Annotated in this window: 18 protein-coding genes and 1 pseudogene; 8 read left to right on the top strand and 11 right to left on the bottom strand. The window is 69.7% G+C overall.

The window, feature by feature from the left end:
- Positions 1-37 precede the first annotated feature (37 nt).
- Complete coding sequence (locus ACWEQQ_RS35540) at positions 38-556, bottom strand: hypothetical protein (RefSeq protein WP_452351285.1); 519 nt, start codon at positions 554-556, stop codon at positions 38-40.
- Between the two features lie 261 nt (positions 557-817).
- Between ACWEQQ_RS35540 and ACWEQQ_RS35545 the strand changes: the two genes are divergently transcribed.
- The gene (locus tag ACWEQQ_RS35545) at positions 818-1528 is read left to right on the top strand and encodes a TetR/AcrR family transcriptional regulator (RefSeq protein ID WP_452351286.1); all 711 of its coding nucleotides are present in this window, start codon (positions 818-820) and stop codon (positions 1526-1528) included.
- 47 nt (positions 1529-1575) lie between these two features.
- On the opposite strand, the gene ACWEQQ_RS35550 is transcribed toward ACWEQQ_RS35545, so the two are convergent.
- Entirely contained in the window at positions 1576-2334 is a 759-nt protein-coding gene (locus ACWEQQ_RS35550; RefSeq protein ID WP_452351287.1) for a class I SAM-dependent methyltransferase, read from the bottom strand.
- 396 nt (positions 2335-2730) lie between these two features.
- Between ACWEQQ_RS35550 and ACWEQQ_RS35555 the strand changes: the two genes are divergently transcribed.
- The gene (locus ACWEQQ_RS35555; RefSeq protein ID WP_452351288.1) at positions 2731-3399 is read left to right on the top strand and encodes a hypothetical protein; all 669 of its coding nucleotides are present in this window, start codon (positions 2731-2733) and stop codon (positions 3397-3399) included.
- Between the two features lie 101 nt (positions 3400-3500).
- On the opposite strand, the gene ACWEQQ_RS35560 is transcribed toward ACWEQQ_RS35555, so the two are convergent.
- The 5 genes from ACWEQQ_RS35560 to ACWEQQ_RS35580 form a co-directional block, all read right to left on the bottom strand.
- Positions 3501-5099, bottom strand: coding sequence for an FAD-binding oxidoreductase (locus ACWEQQ_RS35560; protein WP_452351289.1), 1599 nt, complete (start codon positions 5097-5099; stop codon positions 3501-3503).
- Between the two features lie 115 nt (positions 5100-5214).
- A complete protein-coding gene (locus ACWEQQ_RS35565) occupies positions 5215-5808 on the bottom strand; it encodes a TetR/AcrR family transcriptional regulator (RefSeq protein ID WP_452351290.1) in 594 nt (197 codons plus the stop codon).
- A gap of 24 nt (positions 5809-5832) precedes the next feature.
- Complete coding sequence (locus ACWEQQ_RS35570) at positions 5833-6423, bottom strand: TetR/AcrR family transcriptional regulator (RefSeq protein ID WP_452351291.1); 591 nt, start codon at positions 6421-6423, stop codon at positions 5833-5835.
- A gap of 136 nt (positions 6424-6559) precedes the next feature.
- Positions 6560-7648 carry an NAD(P)H-dependent amine dehydrogenase family protein gene (locus ACWEQQ_RS35575; RefSeq protein WP_452351292.1) on the bottom strand — a complete coding sequence of 363 codons (1089 nt, stop codon included), beginning with the start codon at positions 7646-7648 and terminating at the stop codon, positions 6560-6562.
- Entirely contained in the window at positions 7645-8469 is an 825-nt protein-coding gene (locus ACWEQQ_RS35580; RefSeq protein WP_452339959.1) for an SDR family oxidoreductase, read from the bottom strand. The genes ACWEQQ_RS35575 and ACWEQQ_RS35580 overlap by 4 nt, the downstream gene beginning before the upstream one ends.
- Before the next feature lie 95 nt (positions 8470-8564).
- Between ACWEQQ_RS35580 and ACWEQQ_RS35585 the strand changes: the two genes are divergently transcribed.
- The 4 genes from ACWEQQ_RS35585 to ACWEQQ_RS35600 all read left to right on the top strand — a co-directional run bounded on the left by ACWEQQ_RS35585 (position 8565) and on the right by ACWEQQ_RS35600 (position 12568).
- Entirely contained in the window at positions 8565-9146 is a 582-nt protein-coding gene (locus tag ACWEQQ_RS35585; protein WP_452339960.1) for a TetR/AcrR family transcriptional regulator, read from the top strand.
- 206 nt (positions 9147-9352) lie between these two features.
- The gene (gene fadD11 / locus ACWEQQ_RS35590) at positions 9353-11152 is read left to right on the top strand and encodes a fatty acid--CoA ligase FadD11 (protein ID WP_452351293.1); all 1800 of its coding nucleotides are present in this window, start codon (positions 9353-9355) and stop codon (positions 11150-11152) included.
- A gap of 136 nt (positions 11153-11288) precedes the next feature.
- Complete coding sequence (locus ACWEQQ_RS35595; RefSeq protein ID WP_452351294.1) at positions 11289-11900, top strand: TetR/AcrR family transcriptional regulator; 612 nt, start codon at positions 11289-11291, stop codon at positions 11898-11900.
- Positions 11901-11914: 14 nt separating this feature from the next.
- Complete coding sequence (locus tag ACWEQQ_RS35600) at positions 11915-12568, top strand: enoyl-CoA hydratase-related protein (RefSeq protein ID WP_452351295.1); 654 nt, start codon at positions 11915-11917, stop codon at positions 12566-12568.
- 146 nt (positions 12569-12714) lie between these two features.
- Here ACWEQQ_RS35600 and ACWEQQ_RS35605 read toward each other — a convergent pair whose 3' ends face one another.
- From ACWEQQ_RS35605 to ACWEQQ_RS35615, 3 genes and pseudogenes are all read right to left on the bottom strand, one after another.
- A complete protein-coding gene (locus ACWEQQ_RS35605) occupies positions 12715-13623 on the bottom strand; it encodes an alpha/beta fold hydrolase (RefSeq protein WP_452351296.1) in 909 nt (302 codons plus the stop codon).
- Between the two features lie 128 nt (positions 13624-13751).
- A complete protein-coding gene (locus tag ACWEQQ_RS35610; RefSeq protein ID WP_452351306.1) occupies positions 13752-14504 on the bottom strand; it encodes a crotonase/enoyl-CoA hydratase family protein in 753 nt (250 codons plus the stop codon).
- A 243-nt stretch (positions 14505-14747) separates the two neighbouring features.
- Positions 14748-17012 (bottom strand): annotated as a pseudogene (locus ACWEQQ_RS35615) (type II toxin-antitoxin system Rv0910 family toxin); the annotation flags it as partial.
- A gap of 65 nt (positions 17013-17077) precedes the next feature.
- Between ACWEQQ_RS35615 and ACWEQQ_RS35620 the strand changes: the two are divergent.
- Together ACWEQQ_RS35620 and ACWEQQ_RS35625 are read left to right on the top strand one after the other, a co-directional pair.
- On the top strand, positions 17078-17413 hold the full coding sequence (locus tag ACWEQQ_RS35620) for an ArsR/SmtB family transcription factor (RefSeq protein WP_452339965.1): 336 nt from the start codon (positions 17078-17080) through the stop codon (positions 17411-17413).
- Positions 17410-17883 (top strand): SRPBCC family protein, encoded by a 474-nt coding sequence (locus ACWEQQ_RS35625; protein ID WP_452351297.1) that lies wholly within the window; start codon positions 17410-17412, stop codon positions 17881-17883. The genes ACWEQQ_RS35620 and ACWEQQ_RS35625 overlap by 4 nt, the downstream gene beginning before the upstream one ends.
- Positions 17884-17893: 10 nt before the next feature.
- Here the strand turns inward: ACWEQQ_RS35625 and ACWEQQ_RS35630 are convergent, their stop codons facing one another.
- Positions 17894-18775, bottom strand: coding sequence for a GNAT family N-acetyltransferase (locus tag ACWEQQ_RS35630; RefSeq protein WP_452351298.1), 882 nt, complete (start codon positions 18773-18775; stop codon positions 17894-17896).
- Positions 18776-18993: the final 218 nt, after the last annotated feature.

Below are 18993 nucleotides of genomic sequence, written 5' to 3' on the forward strand. Positions count from 1 at the left end.
TCCCGACCTCGCCCTTGGGCACGCGCGGGGATGGGCCTCAGCCCGCGGGCTGGGTGCGCCGGATGCCTCGCCAGCCCAGTGGGAGTTGGACGCGCCCGGCCCGGATATCGCCGATGAGGTGGGCGTAGCCGTCACGGACTTCGCCGAGGTGGACCCACGCGGAGTGCCGAAGCTCCTCGCAGTCGCTGTGCAGCACCGTCCACCACGCCTCGGCGTAGGTCTTCGCCACATGACTGATCACCTCGCCGAAGGTGTGCGTGTGGCGACGGGCGCACCGGGTGTGGCGGGTATAGGACGCGGCCCAAGAGTTGATCTTGTCTATGACCTTCGCGATATCCGCGCACAGCGCCGCCTCGGTGACCTCCGGTGCATTCCGCCGCGGATTCAGAACCGCTGAGATCAGCGCGGCATGCAGGTCGCCGAGTTCTCTCGCCCACGTGATGAGCGGGAACGGCTCGGTGAGCCGCCCGGCGATCGCGGCCAATAGTTGATCCGGCGACAGCAGAGACACCGCATCCGTCGCCGGATTCCCGTACGCCGCTACACCCGCATTCATGGGCGACGTGGCGCTACCAGAGAAGCCGGTCGTCATGCGATGTGTTCGAAGGCTCGTCGATCGAGGACGGCCTCGGCGGGATGGGCGTGCTGATACATGGGCGGTAAGTCAACTTTTCGCGATGAATGGTTGCTGTAGAGAACGCGCCGCTGCGGCTCGGGGCATTATGCTAATGCTGACTGCGCACTCAGTCAACGACTGGTCGAGTAGTCGGTCGGTGCGAGGGTGTCCGGAAATTGTGGACGAGGAGGGGCGGGATCGGTGAATGGACGTGCGGTAGGACCGGGCAAGTCGGGCGCGATTCTCGATATTTTCACGCGCCATGTCGCCGAGAAGGGCTATGACGGAACGAGTTTCAGCGGTGTCGCGAGCGAGCTGGGCATTTCGCAGGGCTTGATCGTGCACCATTACGGCACGAAGGCGCGGCTGCTGGAAGTTCTGCATGTTTCCTATATGCGGCGCCGTATCGATGAGGCGGAGCGAATCGTGTCGACCTTCGCCACACCGCCCGAGCAGCTGGCCGGGCTGTTGCATGCGGCCATGCTGTATCAGGTGCACGACCGGTACGGGACTGTCGCATTCCAGCGCGAGGTCGCACGGCTCGCGCAGGAGGATGCGGATTCCGAGGGGCGCAAGCTGCGCAGGCATTACATCGGAATCCTGCTCGGCGTCCTCGACGCGGGTATCGCGTCCGGTGACTTCCGGCCCGTCGATACCAGCATCCGGAGCCTGCTCATTTTCGGTGCCGCGCAATGGGCGTGGACATGGTTCGAGCCGGAAGGGCGCAGATCTGCCGAACAGGTCGGCGCCGAACTGGTGGATCTCACTCTCGGATCTCTGTTGGTGGACAGGACCTCGTTGCCGCGCCTCCGCGATCCCGAAGGCCAGGTCGTCGCAACGGTGATCGGCATCATCTCCGCTGCCCCGGAAGCGTCGCCAACAGCGTTGGGGGATGACCCGGCGCCGACCTGAACCATGCCGACCTGAACCATTCGGGAGTGTGCGACAGCTCGGCAGGGCTAGTCGAGGCGGGTGGCGGCCACGGCCCACACGGGCACGTGCACCCGGTTGTTCTTCAGCAGCGGTCCGATGATCTCGAGTTGTTCCATCATCGGCTTCATTCGATCGGCCCATCCGGAGTCGTCGCTCATCTCCTTGGTCATGTAGGCGAACGTCTCCGGGCCGAAGTTGGCCTGGTAGGTGGTGGTTCCCAGGTGGTCGATGACCCACCCGGCCGCGGAAAGCACGCGCTCGAAATTCTCCGCCGGCAAACCTTCGAGCTGCAGGCCGTTGACGTTGTGGCGGCCGAATTCGAACATGAACAGTCGCGCTCCCCGTCTCGTGGCGCGATGCAGGGCCTGCGCGTACCGGATCTGGGTCTCTTCGTCGTCGAGGAACACGTGGTAGAAGGCGCTGTCGATGACGGTGTCGAACCGATCCTCCAGGCCCTCGAGTTTGGTGGCATCGGCGACCTCGAAGTTCACCATCACCCCGGCGCGCTCCGCGTTGCGCTTGGCCCGTTCGATGGCAGACGGCGACGAGTCGATACCGGTGACCGAGTAGCCCTTGGACGCGTAGTAGATCGCGTGATGTCCGGGGCCGGTTCCGGGGTCGAGCACCTCGCCCCGCACGGCGCCGTAGGCCACCAACTGCTGCACCACCGGCTGTGGGCCGCCGATGTCCCAGGGGATCAGTGCGGGAGGACCCTGTTCCGATGCCGTGTCGTGGTACAGGGCTTCGAAGTCCATCTGATCGTCGTGCTTCGGTTCGGTGCCCATGACTCCTCCTTCGATTGCGGATGGGCAACACATGAAGGGTCGTGCCGGCGATGCGACGAATTGTTCCGATGATGGGGCGTCAGTTCTCGGATCATCAGTTTAGTTGTTGCACCACCGGCGGTTGCCCGGTGCTGTTGTTCATTCCGCGCCCGGTGCCGAACATGCTGATCTGACGAATCGAGATCCTTTGGCGTATTTGGCTTTTGGTGAAAATTGTTGATTCGACCGAAATTGGCGATGACCGATGCTGGATGGTGTGGACTGTGGCCGCCGGAGCGAGTTGGTTCGGGTTGCTAACAGTTCCGCTCAGTGGGACAGGGGCCGGTTGTCGCCCCGAAGGCTGGGTTACGGTCCGGTTGGTTCGATGATCAGCATCACATTCCGGGTAGCAGGGCTATGAAACTGACGTATTTGCTGTGGGGGGCCGAATTGAAGACAAACCTGCACGATGGCGAACTGCGGCGGGCGCTGTCCTACTGCGGTGTCAGCGAACTGCAGGTGAATATCCGTGACGAGTACGTCGCCGCGGCCGAGCTGTGGATGTGCACCTACGACACGCCCGTCGACGCCGTGGTGACGCTGCGTGGGGTCGAGGATCCCGATCAGATCACCGCGCTGCTGCGGCCGCTGGCCGATCGGCTCGACGGGTTCGTCGTCGACGAGCTCACCCCGTTGCGCCCGCCGCGCACCGACAGCGGTGTCCGCGCCGACGCATTGGCGCGCATCGCGGTGATGAGGATTCCCGCGGGGATGACCCGGGCGCAGTGGCTGGAGAACTGGATCGGCGACCACACCCAGGTCGCGCTGGACAACCAGGCCAGTCTGGGCTACATCCAGAATCCGGTGCTGGGCTCGATCACCCCCGACGGGCGGGTGGACGCCGTAGTCGAGGAGCTGTTCCCGATGGCCGCGATGTCGGATCCGCACGCCTATTGGGGAAGCGGCGGTGACGACGCCGAACTCGAGCGGCGCTGCACCCGCATGCTCGACAGCATCGCCCGTTTCGGCGCCGACCGCGACCTCGACGTCATCCCGACCAGCCGCTACGTCTATTCGCTGCGCTGACCCTCCGTCGACCGCCACCCCGGCAGGCGCACAGGAGTTTCAGCCACCGGGTGGGGCGTTCGACCCGCACCGGGCGCCCAACCGTTCGAGCAGGTGGTTGTTCACGACTGCCCCTCGCGGTCGATGAGGACGCCCGGGTTGAGGATCCACGCGGGGTCGAGGGCGTGTTTGGTGGCGCGCAGGGCGGTGGCGAACGGGCCGGGTCGTTCCCGGTCGTACCAGGGCCGGTGGTCGCGACCGACGGCGTGATGGTGGGTGATGGTGCCGCCGTTGGCGGAAATGGCTTCGGAGACAGCGGTTTTGATCTCGTCCCACTGTTCGGCGGTGCTCCCCCACCGGCCGGCGGCGTACACGCCGAAGTAGGGTGCGGGGCCGTCGGGATAGACGTGGGTGAACCGGCAGGTCAGCACACCGGTGACACCGGTGGACCGGAACGCGTCGGCGGCCGCGGTCTCGATGGCGGCGCGCAGCTGGTCGAATCGGTCCCAGGTGCAGGCGGTTTCGAAGGTTTCGGTGATCATCGACTGGGCGGCGAGGGCGTCGCGCTGGTAGGGCATGCGCAGGAACGACGAGCGCCAGGTGTCGGAGGGGTCGGCCTCGGATGCGGCGGCGGGTGCCTCGTCGCGGGTGCGGCCGCCGAACCCGGCGCAGATCTCCACGGCGCGGCGCAGGGAATCGTCGACGGGGTGGTCGGCGGATTCGAATCCGAGGACCAGGACTCCCCCGGCGGCGAGGACTCCCGCGTTGAGGAACGCTTCGGCGGGGTCGAGCAGCCGGCAGTTGGCCGGGTTCAGCCCGGATTGGGCCAGGGTGCGGGTGGCGTCGACGGCGGCCCGGTAGTCGTCGAACAGGATCGAGGCCTTCGCGCGCCAGCGGGGCCGATCCTGCAGCCGCATCCACGCCTCGGTGATGACACCGAGGGCGCCCTCCGAGCCGAGGAACAGGCGGTCGGGGGCGGGCCCCGCGCCGGAGGCGGGCAGCCGCCGCGATTCGCCGACCCCGGCGGGGGTGACGACGCGCATCGATTCGAGCAGGTCGTCGATGTGGGTGTAGAGGGTGGCGTAGTGTCCGCCGGCGCGGGTGGCGAGCCAGCCGCCGAGGGTGGAGAACTCGAACGATTGCGGGAAGTGCCGCAGGGTCAGGTCGTGGGGTCGCAGCGCGGATTCCAGTGCGGGCCCGAGGATTCCGGCCTGGATGCGGGCCGCGCGGCTGGTGCGGTCGATCTCGAGGACCTGGTCGAGCGCGGTGAGATCGAGCGCGACGGCGCCGGGATAGTCGCCGCAGTCGCGGGGTTCGACGCCGCCCACGACCGAGGTGCCGCCGCCGAAGGGGATGACCGCGAGTCCCGCGCCGGCGCACCAGTCGAGGACGTCGACCACGTCCTGCTCGGTGCGCGGGCGCACGACCAGGTCGGGGACATCGCCGATGCGGCCGAGCAGGTTGCGCACGATGTCGCGGAAGGCCTGGCCGTGGCCGTGCAGCACGCGGTCGGCGGTGTCGTAGGAGGCGATCCCGGCCAGCGCGTGCGGGGCGCGGGTGCGGGGTTGCGGGATCGGGAGTGCGGTGAGCTCGGGTGGCTGGTGGATGGTGAGGTCGGCCTCGGGCAGCAGGGCCGCGATCCGCTGGGTGAGTGCGCTGCGTTCGGCGCCGGTGACGGCGTCCTCGACGGTGCCCCATCCCCACCACGATCTGGTTGCCATGGTCGTATCCTCCACTCGCCACATTAATGACTGATGGGTAAATTACTACCTGGTCAATAACGATGGCGGCAAGAGGCAACATCGCGGACACCGCTGCGCGGCCACCGGATTCGAGTCAGGCGAACGCGGCGATGAGCCGGCGGGTCCGGGCCGCCAGCTCCGGCCCCGGCACCTGCGGATGCCGCTGCCACCAGTGGATCACCGCGGTCACCGCACCGATCCACACCTCGGTGAACGCCGCCAGATCCACCGGATCGGTGATCGCACGCGCGGCCATGAACGCCGACATCCCGCGCGCGGCCTGCTCCTCGATCCGCGCGCGCGCCGCGTGCGCGGCCTCGGCGGCCGGGCCGGCGGCGGGATGGGTGCGATCCAGCAGCACGTTCCAGTCGTGCGGGCGGTGCTCGAGCGCGCCGAAGATCGCCAGCAGGGTCTGCTCGGCCATGGTCAGATCCGCGGTCCCCGACAGCACCGGCTCGACCGCCTCGGTGACGGCCCGGGCGGCCCGCTCCACGCACGCGGCATAGAGCCCGTCCCGGGTGTCGAACAAGGTGTGCACCAACGTCTTCGACACCCCGGCCTGCTTGGCGACGGCCGCCATCGACAGACCCGCGTAGCCGACCCGCGCGATCTGTGCCGCGGCGGCGTCGAGGATCTGCCCCTCGCGTTCGGCGCGCGGCACATTCCGGCTGCCCGCGGTGCGTGCCATCTCAGCCCTTCCCGGATGCGGCCGTCACGACAGAGCCGTGATCAGACGGCGGCTGCGCGCGATCATCGCCGCGGCGGACTGTTCGGGATGGCGGATCCACCACGACACCAGCGCGGTGACCGAACCCATCCAGATATCGGTGAACACCGACAGATCCTGCGGATCGCCGACCCCGCGCGCCCGCATCACCGCGCCCGCCCCGTGCGCGGCCTGCGCGGCGATCCGCCGTCGCGCCGACCGGGCGGCATCCGCGGCCGGACCGTCGGCGGGATGACTGCGATCGAAGAGCACATTCCAGTAGTACGGGCGATGCTCGAGGACCCCGAAGATCGCCGCGAGGGTGTTCGCCGCCATCTCCAGCTCGGCCGGACCGGCGATGACGGTGTCGATCGCGTCGCCGATCGCCGCGGCGGCCCGCTCCACGCATGCCGCGTACAACTGGTCCTTCGTGCCGAAGTAGGTGTACACCAACGGTTTCGACACCCCGGCCTGGGCGGCGACCTCACCGGGATTCAACCCGGCATACCCGACCGCGGCGATACGTTCGGCGGCGATCTCGAGGATCTGGTTCTCCCGCTCGGCGCGCGGCACACCCTTGGTTCCCGCCGTACCCATTCCACCGTCCTCGGTCACACACCCTGTCACCAGCAACCTACCGAACCGGAGACCACGCCCGGCCCACCCGCAGGCGACCCGGACACGAGCGAGCCCCTCCGGGCAGGTGCCGGAGGGGCTCGCACACTCCGTCTCGTCAGCGGATGGTGCCGACGCCCGGGATCAGCGGCAGATCCAGGGGGGTGACCCAGCCCGGCGGCAGGGCGTTGACCGCGGGCACGGCGTTGAGGGCGCGCATCCCGGTGGCCAGGCATCCCGCGACGGCGGGGGTCCGGCCGGAACCGTCGGTGAAACGGAACGAGGTCTCCTGCGAGATCGACGGGCTGCCGAGAATGTCGACCCGGTAGACGTCGTCCTTGGTGCCAGCGGGCCAGTCGGGGGCGGCGTCGAGGCCGATGCGGTTGACGTGTTCGAGGGTGATGACCTCGCGGCCGCGATACACGCCGTTGATGGTGAAGCGGATCGCGGCGACCGTACCGGCCTTGATGATGCCCTTGGCCGAGGGCCGGTCCTCGGGCGTCACCCACTTGTCCCAGATGGTGGTGATGGCGTCGAGCTCGATCCCGGCGGCGGTGGCGATCATGGGAACCGTTGCGCCCCAGGCCATCACGAGCATGTCGGGGTGCTCGAGCAGGGCCGTGAACTCGGGCGGGTGGCCGATGCCCATCTCGAATTCGTAGTCGCCCTCGTAGTCGGTGTAGTCGAGCAGTTCGGAGGCGCGCACGGATTCGACCTCGCCGCACAGGCCCATCAGGGTCATGGGGAACAGGTCGTTGGCGAAGCCGGGGTCGATGCCGGTGGTGAAGCACGACGCCCCGCCGGCCGCGCACGCCTCGGTGATCGGGTCACGCCAGAACGCGGGCAGCTTGTCCATGTGCGGCCACACCCACGGGGTCATCGCGGTCGAGCACACGTCGATGCCCGCGCGCAGGAACGACCCGATGACGCGCATGTTCTCCTCGGCGAACGCCGCCGTCGGCCCGTAGTGCACGACCGCGTCGGGGCGCAGCGCGATCAGCTCCTCGACCGAATCGGTCGCGAGCACACCGGTTTTCGCGGCCCCGCACAGGTCCCCGGCGTCCTTGCCGACCTTGTCGGGATTGCTGACGCCGACCCCGACCAGGTCGAAGCGCGGGTGGCGCAGGATCTCGGCCAGCACCATGGACCCGACCACGCCGGTGCCCCACAGCACGATGCGCTTGTTCACGGTTGCTCCTGTACTCATCGGTGGAACTCGCCGCAGTCGACGGTGAGCATCTGGCCGGTGACGGCGGTGGCGAGATCACTGGCCAGGAACAGGGCCGCCCGCGCGACCTCCTCGGGGCCGGCGAGGCGGCCCAGATCGGTGGGTGCGGCCTTCTGCCTATAGATGTCGTCGTGGGTGACCCCGGCCTGGCTCGCCAGCCAATCGAAATAGGCCTTGTTGATGTCCTCGTACACATACGACGGCGCGACGGAATTGACGCGGATGCCGCGCGGCCCGAGCTCGGTGGCCAGCGACGAAGCCAGGTGCGCGAGTGCGCCTTTGGACAGTTTGTAGCCCGAGTACTCCGGTTGCGAGCTGTAGGACACGCACGAGTTGAGCATGATGACCGACCCGTGCGAGCGTTCCAGCGCGTCGGCGAACAGTGCCGACAGTCGCAGCGGCGCGAACACATTCGTTTCGTTGGCGTGGCGCAGCGCCTCCACCTCGATCTGGGTGATCGGGTACATGGGCGGGATGGCGAAGGCGTTGTTGATCAGGCAGTCGACCCGGCCCATTTCGGCCAGCGTGGTCTCGACGAGCGCGGCGCGCTGGGATTCGTCGGTGATGTCGGTCTTGGCGACCACGGCGGCGCGGCCCAGGGCGCGGACCTCGTCGGCGTATTCGTGCAAGCGTTTCTCGGTGCGTCCGGCCAGCACCAGATCCGCGCCCATGCGGGCGGCTTCGATGGTGAGCGAATGGCCCAGGCCCGGTCCGACACCGGAGACCACGATGACCTTGCCGGCCAGCAGCGGCACCGGCTGGTAGGTGTCGGCGGGGGTGACCTGCGGGGCAGCTGACACGACTCCTCCTCGAGTCCTCAGCGGTTACAGAATGTAACGACTTTGATGTGACAGACTGTATCGACTCCTGCCCGCAGCGACAAGGACGGATTTCCGTGACCACCCGCCACCGGCTGGGCCCGCACCGCGACCCCGCGGTGGACGCCGCGGTCCTCGACGCCACCCGCGCCCTCGTCGTCGAACAGGGCTACGGCGCCACCTCCATCGACGCCATCGCCGCCCGCGCCGGCGTCAGCCGCCCCGCCATCTACCGGCGCTGGCCCTCCAAGGCCCACCTCATCGCCCAGGCCGTGTTCCCCGACGTCGGATCCGCGGTCGTCGCCCCCGATCTGCTCGCCGAGATCCGCAAGGTCATCCGCGGCACCATCCAGCTGTTCGGATCGGCCGAAACCCGCGCCGCCATGCCCGGACTCATGGCCGAGATGCGCCAGGACTCGGGCCTGTACGAGAAACTGTCCGCCCGCCTGGACACCCCCACCCGCGGCGAACTCGCCGACTACCTGCCCGGCGACGCCGAACGCCCGGGCCTGGACCCGAACACCGTGCTCGACACCATCGCCGGAGCCGCCCTGTTCGCCATGTGCATCCGCGACATCGACGATCTTGACGGCTTCGCCACCTCCCTCGAGGACCTGCTGCTCTACGGCATCCTGGGCACCCGCCCCGACACCGAATGACCCGGTGCGCCCTCACATCTCGGCGAGACCGACACCGGGCACCAAAGGCCGGCGAGTCGAACAACGGCACAAATTCCACCACTTCGAGATCGTGGCCGCGCTGCGGCCCGCGCGGGACTCCTGACCTGCCGCATTCGGGCCCGCGACACCCGCTCCGCCCCTTACCGTCTGAGCAGGCTTCGATGGTGAGTGGAACGAGAATTGTGATGAGCGAACCGAATACGTCCCCCGCCGCCTTCCAGGCGACCGCCGCGATCGACCCCGGCGCGGTCGCGGTCCGCGATATCGGCGGCACCCACGCCCTGACCTGGGCCGACTATGCCACCCAGGTGCGCGAGATCGCCGCCGGGCTGGCCGCGCTGGGGGTGGGGCGCGGGGACACGGTGGCGTTCATGATGGCCAACCGCATCGAGTTCTACCCCCTCGAGGTCGGCGCCCAGCACACCGGCGCCACCTCGTTCTCGGTGTACAACACGCTCTCGACCGAACAGCTGCACTACGTGTTCGGCAACGCCGGCAACCGGGTCGTGCTGTGCGAGGCCCAATACGTCGACCGCATCCGCGCCTGCGGGGTGCCCATGCAGACCATCGTGTGCATCGATGAGCCCGCCCCCGGCACACTGACCGTCGCGCAGCTCAAACAGTTGGGGCGCACCGATTTCGACTTCGACGCCACCTGGCAGGCGATCCGGCCCGACGACATCGTCACCCTCTGCTACACCTCCGGCACCACCGGCAACCCCAAGGGCGTGGAGATCTCCCACGCCAACCTCGCCTTCGAATGCCGCGCCTACGCCTCGGTCATGCCCGTCGAGTTCGGCGACCGCATCACCTCGTTCCTGCCGACCGCGCACATGGCCGACCGGGTCACCAACCTGTACCTGCACGAATACTTCGGCACCCAGATCACCGTCGTCCCCGACCGCACCCAGCTGCCCGCCGCCCTGGCCGACGTGCACCCCACCATCTGGGGCGCGGTCCCGCGCGTGTGGGAGAAACTCAAAGCGGCCGTGGAATATTCGGCCACCGCCGAAACCGACCCCACCCGTCGCGCCGCCCTCGCCTGGGGGCTCGAGGTCGCCGCCCGCAAGGCCGCCGCCCAGCTGGCCGGGCAGCCGATCGACACCGACCTGGCCGCCGAATGGGACAAGGCCGACGCCGCGGTGCTGCGGCCGCTGCGGGCCAAACTCGGCCTGGACCAACTCAAATGGGCGCTGTCGGGGGCCGCGCCCATCCCGCCGGAAACCCTCGGATTCTTCTTCGGCCTGGGCATCCCCATCTCCGAGGTGTGGGGCATGTCCGAACTGACCTGCATCGTCAGCGTCTCCCCGCCCGCCGAAGCCCGCCTGGGCACCGTCGGGCGGCTGTTGCCCGGACTGGAATCCAAGATCGCCGACGACGGCGAGTTCCTGGTCCGCGGGCCCCTGGTCATGCGCGAATACCGGCACGAACCCCAGAAGACCGCCGACGCCCTCGACCCGGACGGCTGGCTGGCCACCGGCGACATCATCACCTGCGACGCCGACGGCTACCTGCGCGTGGTCGACCGCAAGAAGGAACTCATCATCAACTCCGCCGGAAAGAACATGTCCCCGGCCAACATCGAGAACACCGTCAAAGCCGCCGCCCCGCTCATCGGGGCCCTGGCCACCATCGGCGACAACCGCGCCTACAACACCGCCCTCATCGTCCTCGACGCCGAATCCGCCGCACCCTACGCCGCCCAGCACCGGCTACCCGACGCCTCCGCGGCCGCTCTCGCCGCCGACCCGGGCGTCATCGCCGAGATCGCGCGCGGCGTCGCCGCCGGCAACGCCAAACTCTCACGCGTCGAACAGATCAAACGCTTCACCATCCTGCCCACCTTCTGGGAACCCGGCGGCGACGAGATCACCCTCACCATGAAACTGCGCCGCACACCCATCGCCCGCAAATACGCCGCCGACATCGACCGCATGTACACGCCCGCCCTCCCCGACGGCGTCCACGAACCCACCACACCCTGACCCGCACCGGCATCCGATCCGGCCGTCTCCGCACCCCGTCGCGGAGGCGGCCGGATCGTGTTCGTGCCGGGCCTGATTCGTGACCAGGGGAACCGACCCCTTCATAACAGAGCACTTGCTCTGTTATGGTCGGTGCATGCCCCGCCCCCGCACCCACGACCCCGACCTCGTGCTCGACGCCGCCGAGGCCCTGGCCGTGCGATCCGGGCCCGCCGCGGTCACCATCCGCGCGGTCGCCGCCGCCACCGGCGTCTCCAACGGAGCGCTGTACCACACCTTCGGGTCACGCGCGGAACTGGTGGGGCGCACCTGGATTCGAGCCGCCCACCGGTTTCTCGCACTCCAGGCCGCCATGGTCGCCGAGGCCGGCGACGGCGTGGCAGCGGTCATCGCCGCCGCCGAGGCGCCCGCGGAATTCGCCGCCCGCCACCCCATGTCGACCCGGCTGTTCTTCACCGTCCGCCGCGACGACCTGCTCGGCGACGACCTGCCCGAACCCGTCCGCGCCGAGCTCGCCGCCACCCAGGCCACCCTCGTCGAGCTGATGAGAACCCTCGCCCGCCGACTCTGGGACCGCGCCGACGCCGCCGCCGTCGACACCCTCACCCTGTGCCTGGTCGACCTGCCGACAGCGATCCTGCTCGACCGCGACCGCCTCGCCAATCCCCTTGCCCGCGGGCAGCTCCGGGCCGCCGTCCGCGCGGTCCTCGACCTCGGGCCCGCACCCGCACGACCGAAAACCTCCTGAGGAAGGACACCCCCATGCCCACACTCACCTACCACGACAAGATCGCCGTCCTGGACCTCGGCGGCGACGAGAACCGCTTCTCACCGGAATTCCTCGACCAGATCGGTGCGCACCTCGACACCGCCGTCGCCGACGGCGCGCACGCCCTGGTCACCACCGCCTCCGGCAAGTTCTACTCCAACGGCCTGGACCTGGACTGGCTCTCGGCCCACGGTGAACGCTCCGAATGGTATGTGGCGCAGGTGCAGTCGCTGCTGGCCCGCGTGCTCACCTTCGAGCTGCCCACCGCCGCCGCCCTGCCCGGGCACGCCTTCGGCGCCGGCGCCATGCTCGCCCTCGCCCACGACTTCCGGGTCATGCGCGCCGACCGCGGCTACTTCTGCTTGCCCGAAGTCGACATCCACATCCCCTTCACCCGCGGCATGGCCGCGCTCATCCAGGCCAAAGTCACTCCCAAGACGGCGGTCGCGTCCATGACCACCGGACGCCGCTTCGGCGGCCCCGACGCCCTCGCCTGCGACCTCGTCGACGCCACCACCGACCTCGACACCCTCACCGACACCGCGCTCGGGATGCTCACCCCGCTCGGGCCCAAGGACCCGGCCACTCTCGGCGCCATCAAGGCCACCATGTTCGCCGATGCCGTCGCCGCCCTGAACAACGCCTGACCCGGCTCACCGGGTGCGGCCGGCCACCAACATCGCCGGCCGCATCCGGTTGTCGCACGACGAGCACTCCATTCCGATGGACGACGTGCCCACGGGGACACAGGATCCGGCCCCACGGCGGCCACTGACTGATCAGGTGTGCGCGCTTATCCGGTGTGCGCGCCGGCTGCCCGTAGATGCGGCAACAGCAACTCCGCGACCGCATCCGGGCGTTCGGCCTGCAGGAAATGCCCGCAGCCGGGCAATTGCGCATGCCGGACCTGTGCATGCTCTGCCAGTACCCGCTGCAGATCCGCCGACATGCAGCCATCGCGCAGCCCGGCCAGCGCGAGCGTCGGCAGCGGAGCGGCCTCGGCCATCAGGATGTCGCTGAACTCGCGAGTCGCCCTGCGCTGCACCGTGAACAGCGACCGGTAATACCGCGTCGCCGCCCACGCCATCAGCGGATCGGTGAAAACGGCTGCCACCGGCGCGAACTCGTCGTCGGTGAACGCCCACCCCGGCGACCACCGCCGCCACAGCGCCCGCACGAACCCCGCACCCCGGCGGCTCAGCAACCTCGGCGACAGCCCCGACTGCATGACCGGGATGTACGACGACAACACCAGCTGCCGCGGCAGATACCGCCACATGCCCGGCGCCACCCCACCCCCGAACGGCGGAATCGCCAGCAGTGTCAACGACTCCCACCGCCGCGGATCCTGCTTGGCCAGGATCATCGCCACGAACGCACCCCAGTCGTGCCCCACCAGATGCGCGCGCGGCTCACCCAGCTCCGCATGCCAGGCCGCCACATCCGCACTCACCGCCATCAGGTCATAGCGCGCCGCCCGCGACGCCGACCCCGGCGTATACCCGCGCAACCACGGCGCCAGCACCTGATACCCGGCCTCGACCAGCAGCGGGATCAACCCGTCCCACGTGTGCGGGGTATCCGGAAACCCGTGCAGCAGGATCACCAAAGGCGCGTCGTCCGGACCACAATGACGAGCGGACAGTTCCAGGCCGTCACGGCGCAACGTCAGCGTGCGCGCAACAGGATGATCGAACGGCATGCACACACCCTCTCACGAGTGTCGATCGTCGAATTCCTTGACACCTGAACATATTCGGCCCCCACGGCACGAAGCCTCGACCCGGTGGCGGGTTCGCCGGCGGCCACCGGCCGAACCCGCCACCGCAGTCAGCGGCCCTGCCAGACCGGGGGACGCTTCTCCACGAACGCGCGCATACCCTCCCCGGCGTCCTGCGACGACAGGGCGGCCGCGGCGACCTGACCCTGCTTGCCGAACGCCTCGGCCACCGACCAGTCCGGGGCCTGCTCGATGATCTGCTTGCTCGCATCGATACTCAGCGGAGCGTTCACCGCGATCCGCTCGGCCAGCGCGAGCGCCGCCTCGAGCGCCTTGCCCGGTTCGGCGACCTCGTTGATCAAACCGATCTCGGCGGCCCGGGCCGCGGTGATCGGGTCACCGGTCAACGCCAGCTCCATGGCGACCGCCCGGGGTAGGCGCTGCGACAGGCGCAGCACGCCACCGCCGACGGCGACCAGGCCGCGTTTGACCTCCGGGATGCCGAACGTCGAATCGCTCGCCGCGACAATGAGATCGGCGGCCAGCGCCAGTTCGCAGCCGCCGGCCAGTGCGGGACCCTCCACGGCCGCGATGAGCGGCTTGCGCGGGGGCTGGGAGACGATACCGAGGATGCCGCGCTTCTCGGTGACCGGCACCTCGCCACGAGCGGCCGCCTTGAGATCCATCCCGGCACTGAAATATCCGCCCGCGCCGGTGAGAATCGCGATGCGCGCATTCGAGTCGCCCTCGTAGGCGTCGATCGCGCGTTCCAGGCCCAGCGCGGTGGCCAGGTTGATCGCATTGCGCACCTGGGGCCGGTTGATGGTGATGATCATGATGTGGCCGCGGCGCTCGATGAGCACCGGCGCGGGCGGCGGAGGCGGCAACGCGACCCGGGGCAGACCCGCGGTGCTCAACCCGTGACCAGGCGTCTCCGCCACCGTCGTATCCGGAGCAGTGTCGGTGGATATACCGGTATCGGTGGCGATGGCAGCGGATTCCACCGCAGCGGACTCGGAGGTCACCGGGCCGGCATCGGATTGCCCTGTGCCGGAACCGGATTCGCCGACCTGCGCGGGCTTCGGGACGATCGCGTCGCCGTCCACGGTCACCGGCAGGCCCAGCCAGTCGTCCTCGGTGAGGGCGGTGAGCAGGGCGGAATCGGTGGAGCGCACCAGGACTCGCGCACCCTGCGGGGTCAGCACGCTCACGATCGCGGCCTCGGGACGGCCGTCGCGGCCGTAGGGCAGCGTGTAGGCCTCCACCACGGCCTCGCCGGTGTAGCCGGTGCGGGCCGGGCGGGCCGGGGGATGCTCGATGACCGGGGTCAGATGCCGGTAGCCCTGGCGGGGCGGGGTCGCCGAGTACACCCCGAGGGCGTGCTTGGTCAGATACCAGCCCAGAGACGTTGCCAGACCGAAGGATTCCGGCTCGGCGCGCAACCGCTGCACCAGCGTCGCCACCGCGTGACCGCCGTAGTTGTTGCCCGGCCCGCCACCGAAGGTCAGGCCCCCGGTCACCGACAGCGGCCGCTTCGGATCCTCCGCCGGCAGCCCCAGCTCGCGGGCCGCGATCTGCACCGCCACCGGGAAACACGCATACAGATCGACATGGGCCAGCGCATCGGCGGTGATGCCCGCATGGTCGAGCACCGCCGCACCCAGCGTGCGGATCGCGGGAGACGCCGCCAAATCGCTGCGCTCACTGACGAACCACTCGTCGGTGCCCGAGGCGCCCGCGTGCAGGAACACCCACTTGTCCTGCGGAATACCCGCCGCCTCGGCGGCCGCCGCGCTGGCCACGATGATGCCCGAAGCCATGTCCACCGTCAGGTTCGCGCATTCGAGTTTGGTGTAGGGCGCGGAGATCATGCGATTGGCCTCGGTCACCGTCGCGATCTCGGGGGCCGCGAACTCCTGTGGCTGCCAGGCATTCGGATTGGCCGCCGCCACCGCCGAGAACCGCGACCACATCTCGGCCACCGCCGCCGCGTGCTCGGCCGGGGTACGGCCCAGCCGCCCCCGATTGGCCGACTCCAGCAGCGCGTACATATTGATCGGCGCCTGCAGCCCGGCCGCCGACTCGGCCGCATTGTTGGCCGCCTTGTCGATCCCCACCGTGCGCGTCGGCGCCACCGCCGGATCCTGCACCGGCCAATCCAATTCGATCCCGGCGCGCTGCGCCGCTGCCTGCGTGGCCCCGGCCTCGGCGCCGGTCACCAGGACCAGGTCGTAGTCGCCGGCCGCGATCGCCGCGGCCGCCTCGTTGAGCACCAGCTGCCCGCCGTCACCCCCGAACGGGCTCGACTGCACCGTCTCCGCGGCGCCCGCGCCCACCGCGCGCGCCACCAGCGCACCCAGATCCCGGTACTGCCACGACGTCGGCGACACCGCGAACACCGCATTCGCCTGCGCCAGCAGCGCTTCCCCCGCCCCGGCATCGGCGGCCGCCGCGCGCAACGCCCGCACCGCCAGCTGCGCGGGATCACCGTAGGACGGGTCGGGGGTGCGCTGCACCACCTGCCCGACGCCCACCAGCACCGGTGTGCCCGGCGCCAGCAGCGTCCCGGATGCCCGGTGCCGCACCGCTTTGTGTGCCGCCCGCTCCGTCGAGCTCGGTGTGGCCGCCGCCACGGCCGCGGGCAGCGCCGCCAGGGAATCGCGCAGCGCCTCACCCAGCGCTCGGGCCACCGTCGCGCCCAGCGGCCCGTCGACCGGCTGCCCCGACAGACCCGCGTCGAGGTACACGCTCGACCCGGACCCGTTGGGCGCCACCGTGATCCACAACCCCAGACCCAGCCCCTGCGGCCCGCGCCCGCGCATCGCCAGCCCGGTGTCGCCGACCTCGGTCACCGTCCACGCCACATCCGCCGGGATCCCCATGAACTTGGCCACCTGCGTGTACTCCACGCCGACCGCCGCCGCACCCGGCGCCTCCCCGCGCCAGCCCGCATGGAACACCACCCACTCCGGAAGCCGTTGCAGCTGCGCCAGATACGCCAGCGTCGCGGCCGGCCCGGTCTCGAGATCGTGCTGGGCGTGCGCGGTGCGCGGGTAGTCCGCCAGCCCCGCCGGCACCGCGTGCGCGGCCCGGACCGCCGCCTCGCCGGTACCGCCGTGCCCGGTCAACCCGGCGATCAGCTCCCGCACGATGCGCGGATCGCGGCGCACGCTGTCGACCAGCTGCCCACCCGCCCGCAACTGTTTGCGCACCGACGCACTCCGATCGAGCCCCTGCCCGACCACCGCACGCAAACGCTCGAAACCCGGCACCGCACTCACGGCCCACCTCCTCACTGAGGGTCCACACCATCCGGCCCTCACGGTATCGGCCGCCGACCGGCCGCGGGAAGGGCGACGGCGACTTCGCACCCCCGCCAACCGGATTCGCCGCCACCCCTTCCACTGCCCTGTACGTAAGCGTAGACTTACGGTTCGTGGGTACTTACCAAAGCGCCGCTCTCGACGCCCTCGGTGACCCGACCCGGCGAGCCATCTTCGAACGCCTCGGCAAAGGCCCGTGCGCGGTCGGCGAACTCGCCCAGGAGCTTCCCGTGTCCCGGCCCGCCGTCTCCCAGCACCTCAAGGTGCTCAAACAGGCCGGCCTGGTCCGCGACGAAGCCGTCGGCACCCGGCGCGTCTACCGGCTCGACCCCAGCGGCATCGACGCGCTGCGCGCGTACTTCACCCACTTCTGGTCGACCGCACTGTCGGCCTTTCGCGACGAAGTGAACCGCCAGACCCAGCAGGACCACACCCAGGAGCAGTCATGACCCAGCACACCGACACCGTCACCGTCGAAGTCACCGTCGAAGCGCCCATCGACAAGGCCTATCGCGTCTTCACCACCGGCATGGACACCTGGTGGCCGCGCGAGCATCACATCGGGTCCGGCCCGCTGGCCGAAGTCGTCGTCGAACCCCACGTCGGCGGCCGCCTCTACGGCCGCGAAGCCGACGGCACCGAATGCCCGTGGGGCCGGGTGCTGGAGTGGTCACCCGACACCCGCTTCGCCTTCTCCTGGGACATCGACCTGAGCTGGAAACCCGAATCCGACCCGGCCCGCACCAGCCGCGTCGATGTCACCTTCACCGCCCTCGACCCCGGCCGCACCGCCGTCACCCTGGTGCACTCCGGCTTCGAAAACCACGGCCCCGGCTGGGAATCCATGCGCGACGCCGTCGGCTCCCCGGACGGCTGGCCCGCACTGCGCGACAACTACGCCAAGGTCGTCGCCGCCTGAGCAGACACCCTCACAGCAGGCGGGTGAACCACACCTGATCCCGCAACCGGATCCCGTCCACCACGATCTCCTCCGCGTACCCGGCCGCGGCGGTGAACACATCGGGCACCACCCGCGTCATCCGGAACCCGCACCGCTGATAGAACCGCAGATTCCCCACATCGGCGGTGGCGGTGGCCACCTCCAGCCGGCGCACCCCGGCGTCGGTGGCCACCGCCACCACCCGATCGATCAGCCGCCTGCCCACCCCGGTGCCCCGCACCGGTTCCGCCACGGCGGTATTGACGATCTCCCAGGTCGATTCCCCGGCCCCCGGCGCGGCCTGGACATGGCCGACCACCGCCCCGGAGTCGTTGCGCGCCACCCACACCCGCCCCCGGCCGATATACCCGGCCAGCGCCTGCTCGGAATCCTCGGCCATCCGGAACGACCACGCGATCTCGGCGCGATCACCGAGGAACTCCTCGATCCGCACCCCGCCCGCCGCCTCCGGCACCACGATCAGCATCCACCCCTCCGGATCCAGCACCGCGAACGCCCCCGCTGCCACCCAATACGGATTGTCCGGAACCACCTCGGCCACACCATGATCGGCCAGCCGCGCCCGCAACCGCGCGAACCCCGACCGCAGATACAGCACCACCGCATGCTCGGGGCCCGGCGGTGCCGGTGGCGGCGCGCCCTCGCGGCGCACCAGCTCCAGCTGCGCCGACGCGTCCGGCAGCCCGAACACGAACCCGCTGTAGCCGGCATGATCCTCGAACACGAAAAGTTCGGTCAGTCCGACGATCTCCCGATAGAACGCCGCACACTCCACCAGCCGATCGGTCTCCCGCGCGAAACGCGCCGCCGCCAGCGACCACTCGCCGCGACCGGACTCCGAGGCAACCACAGGCACATCCTCCTCACAGACAACGACACTCGCACGCCGGCGTGCGCGGCCCGGCACCGAGCACTCGACCCATTTCTCTCTGACCGCCCGCCCGGCCCCGAGACACCGTCACCGAACCCCGACCGGTCGAAACACGAACGTTCGAGCAGTGAGTCGGGTAGCTCCGGCCGGGCCGGGCGAGCGCGGCACGGCCGCGAGCAACCGCCGGGTGTACTCGC

This window comes from Nocardia sp. NPDC004123 (genome assembly GCF_053603795.1).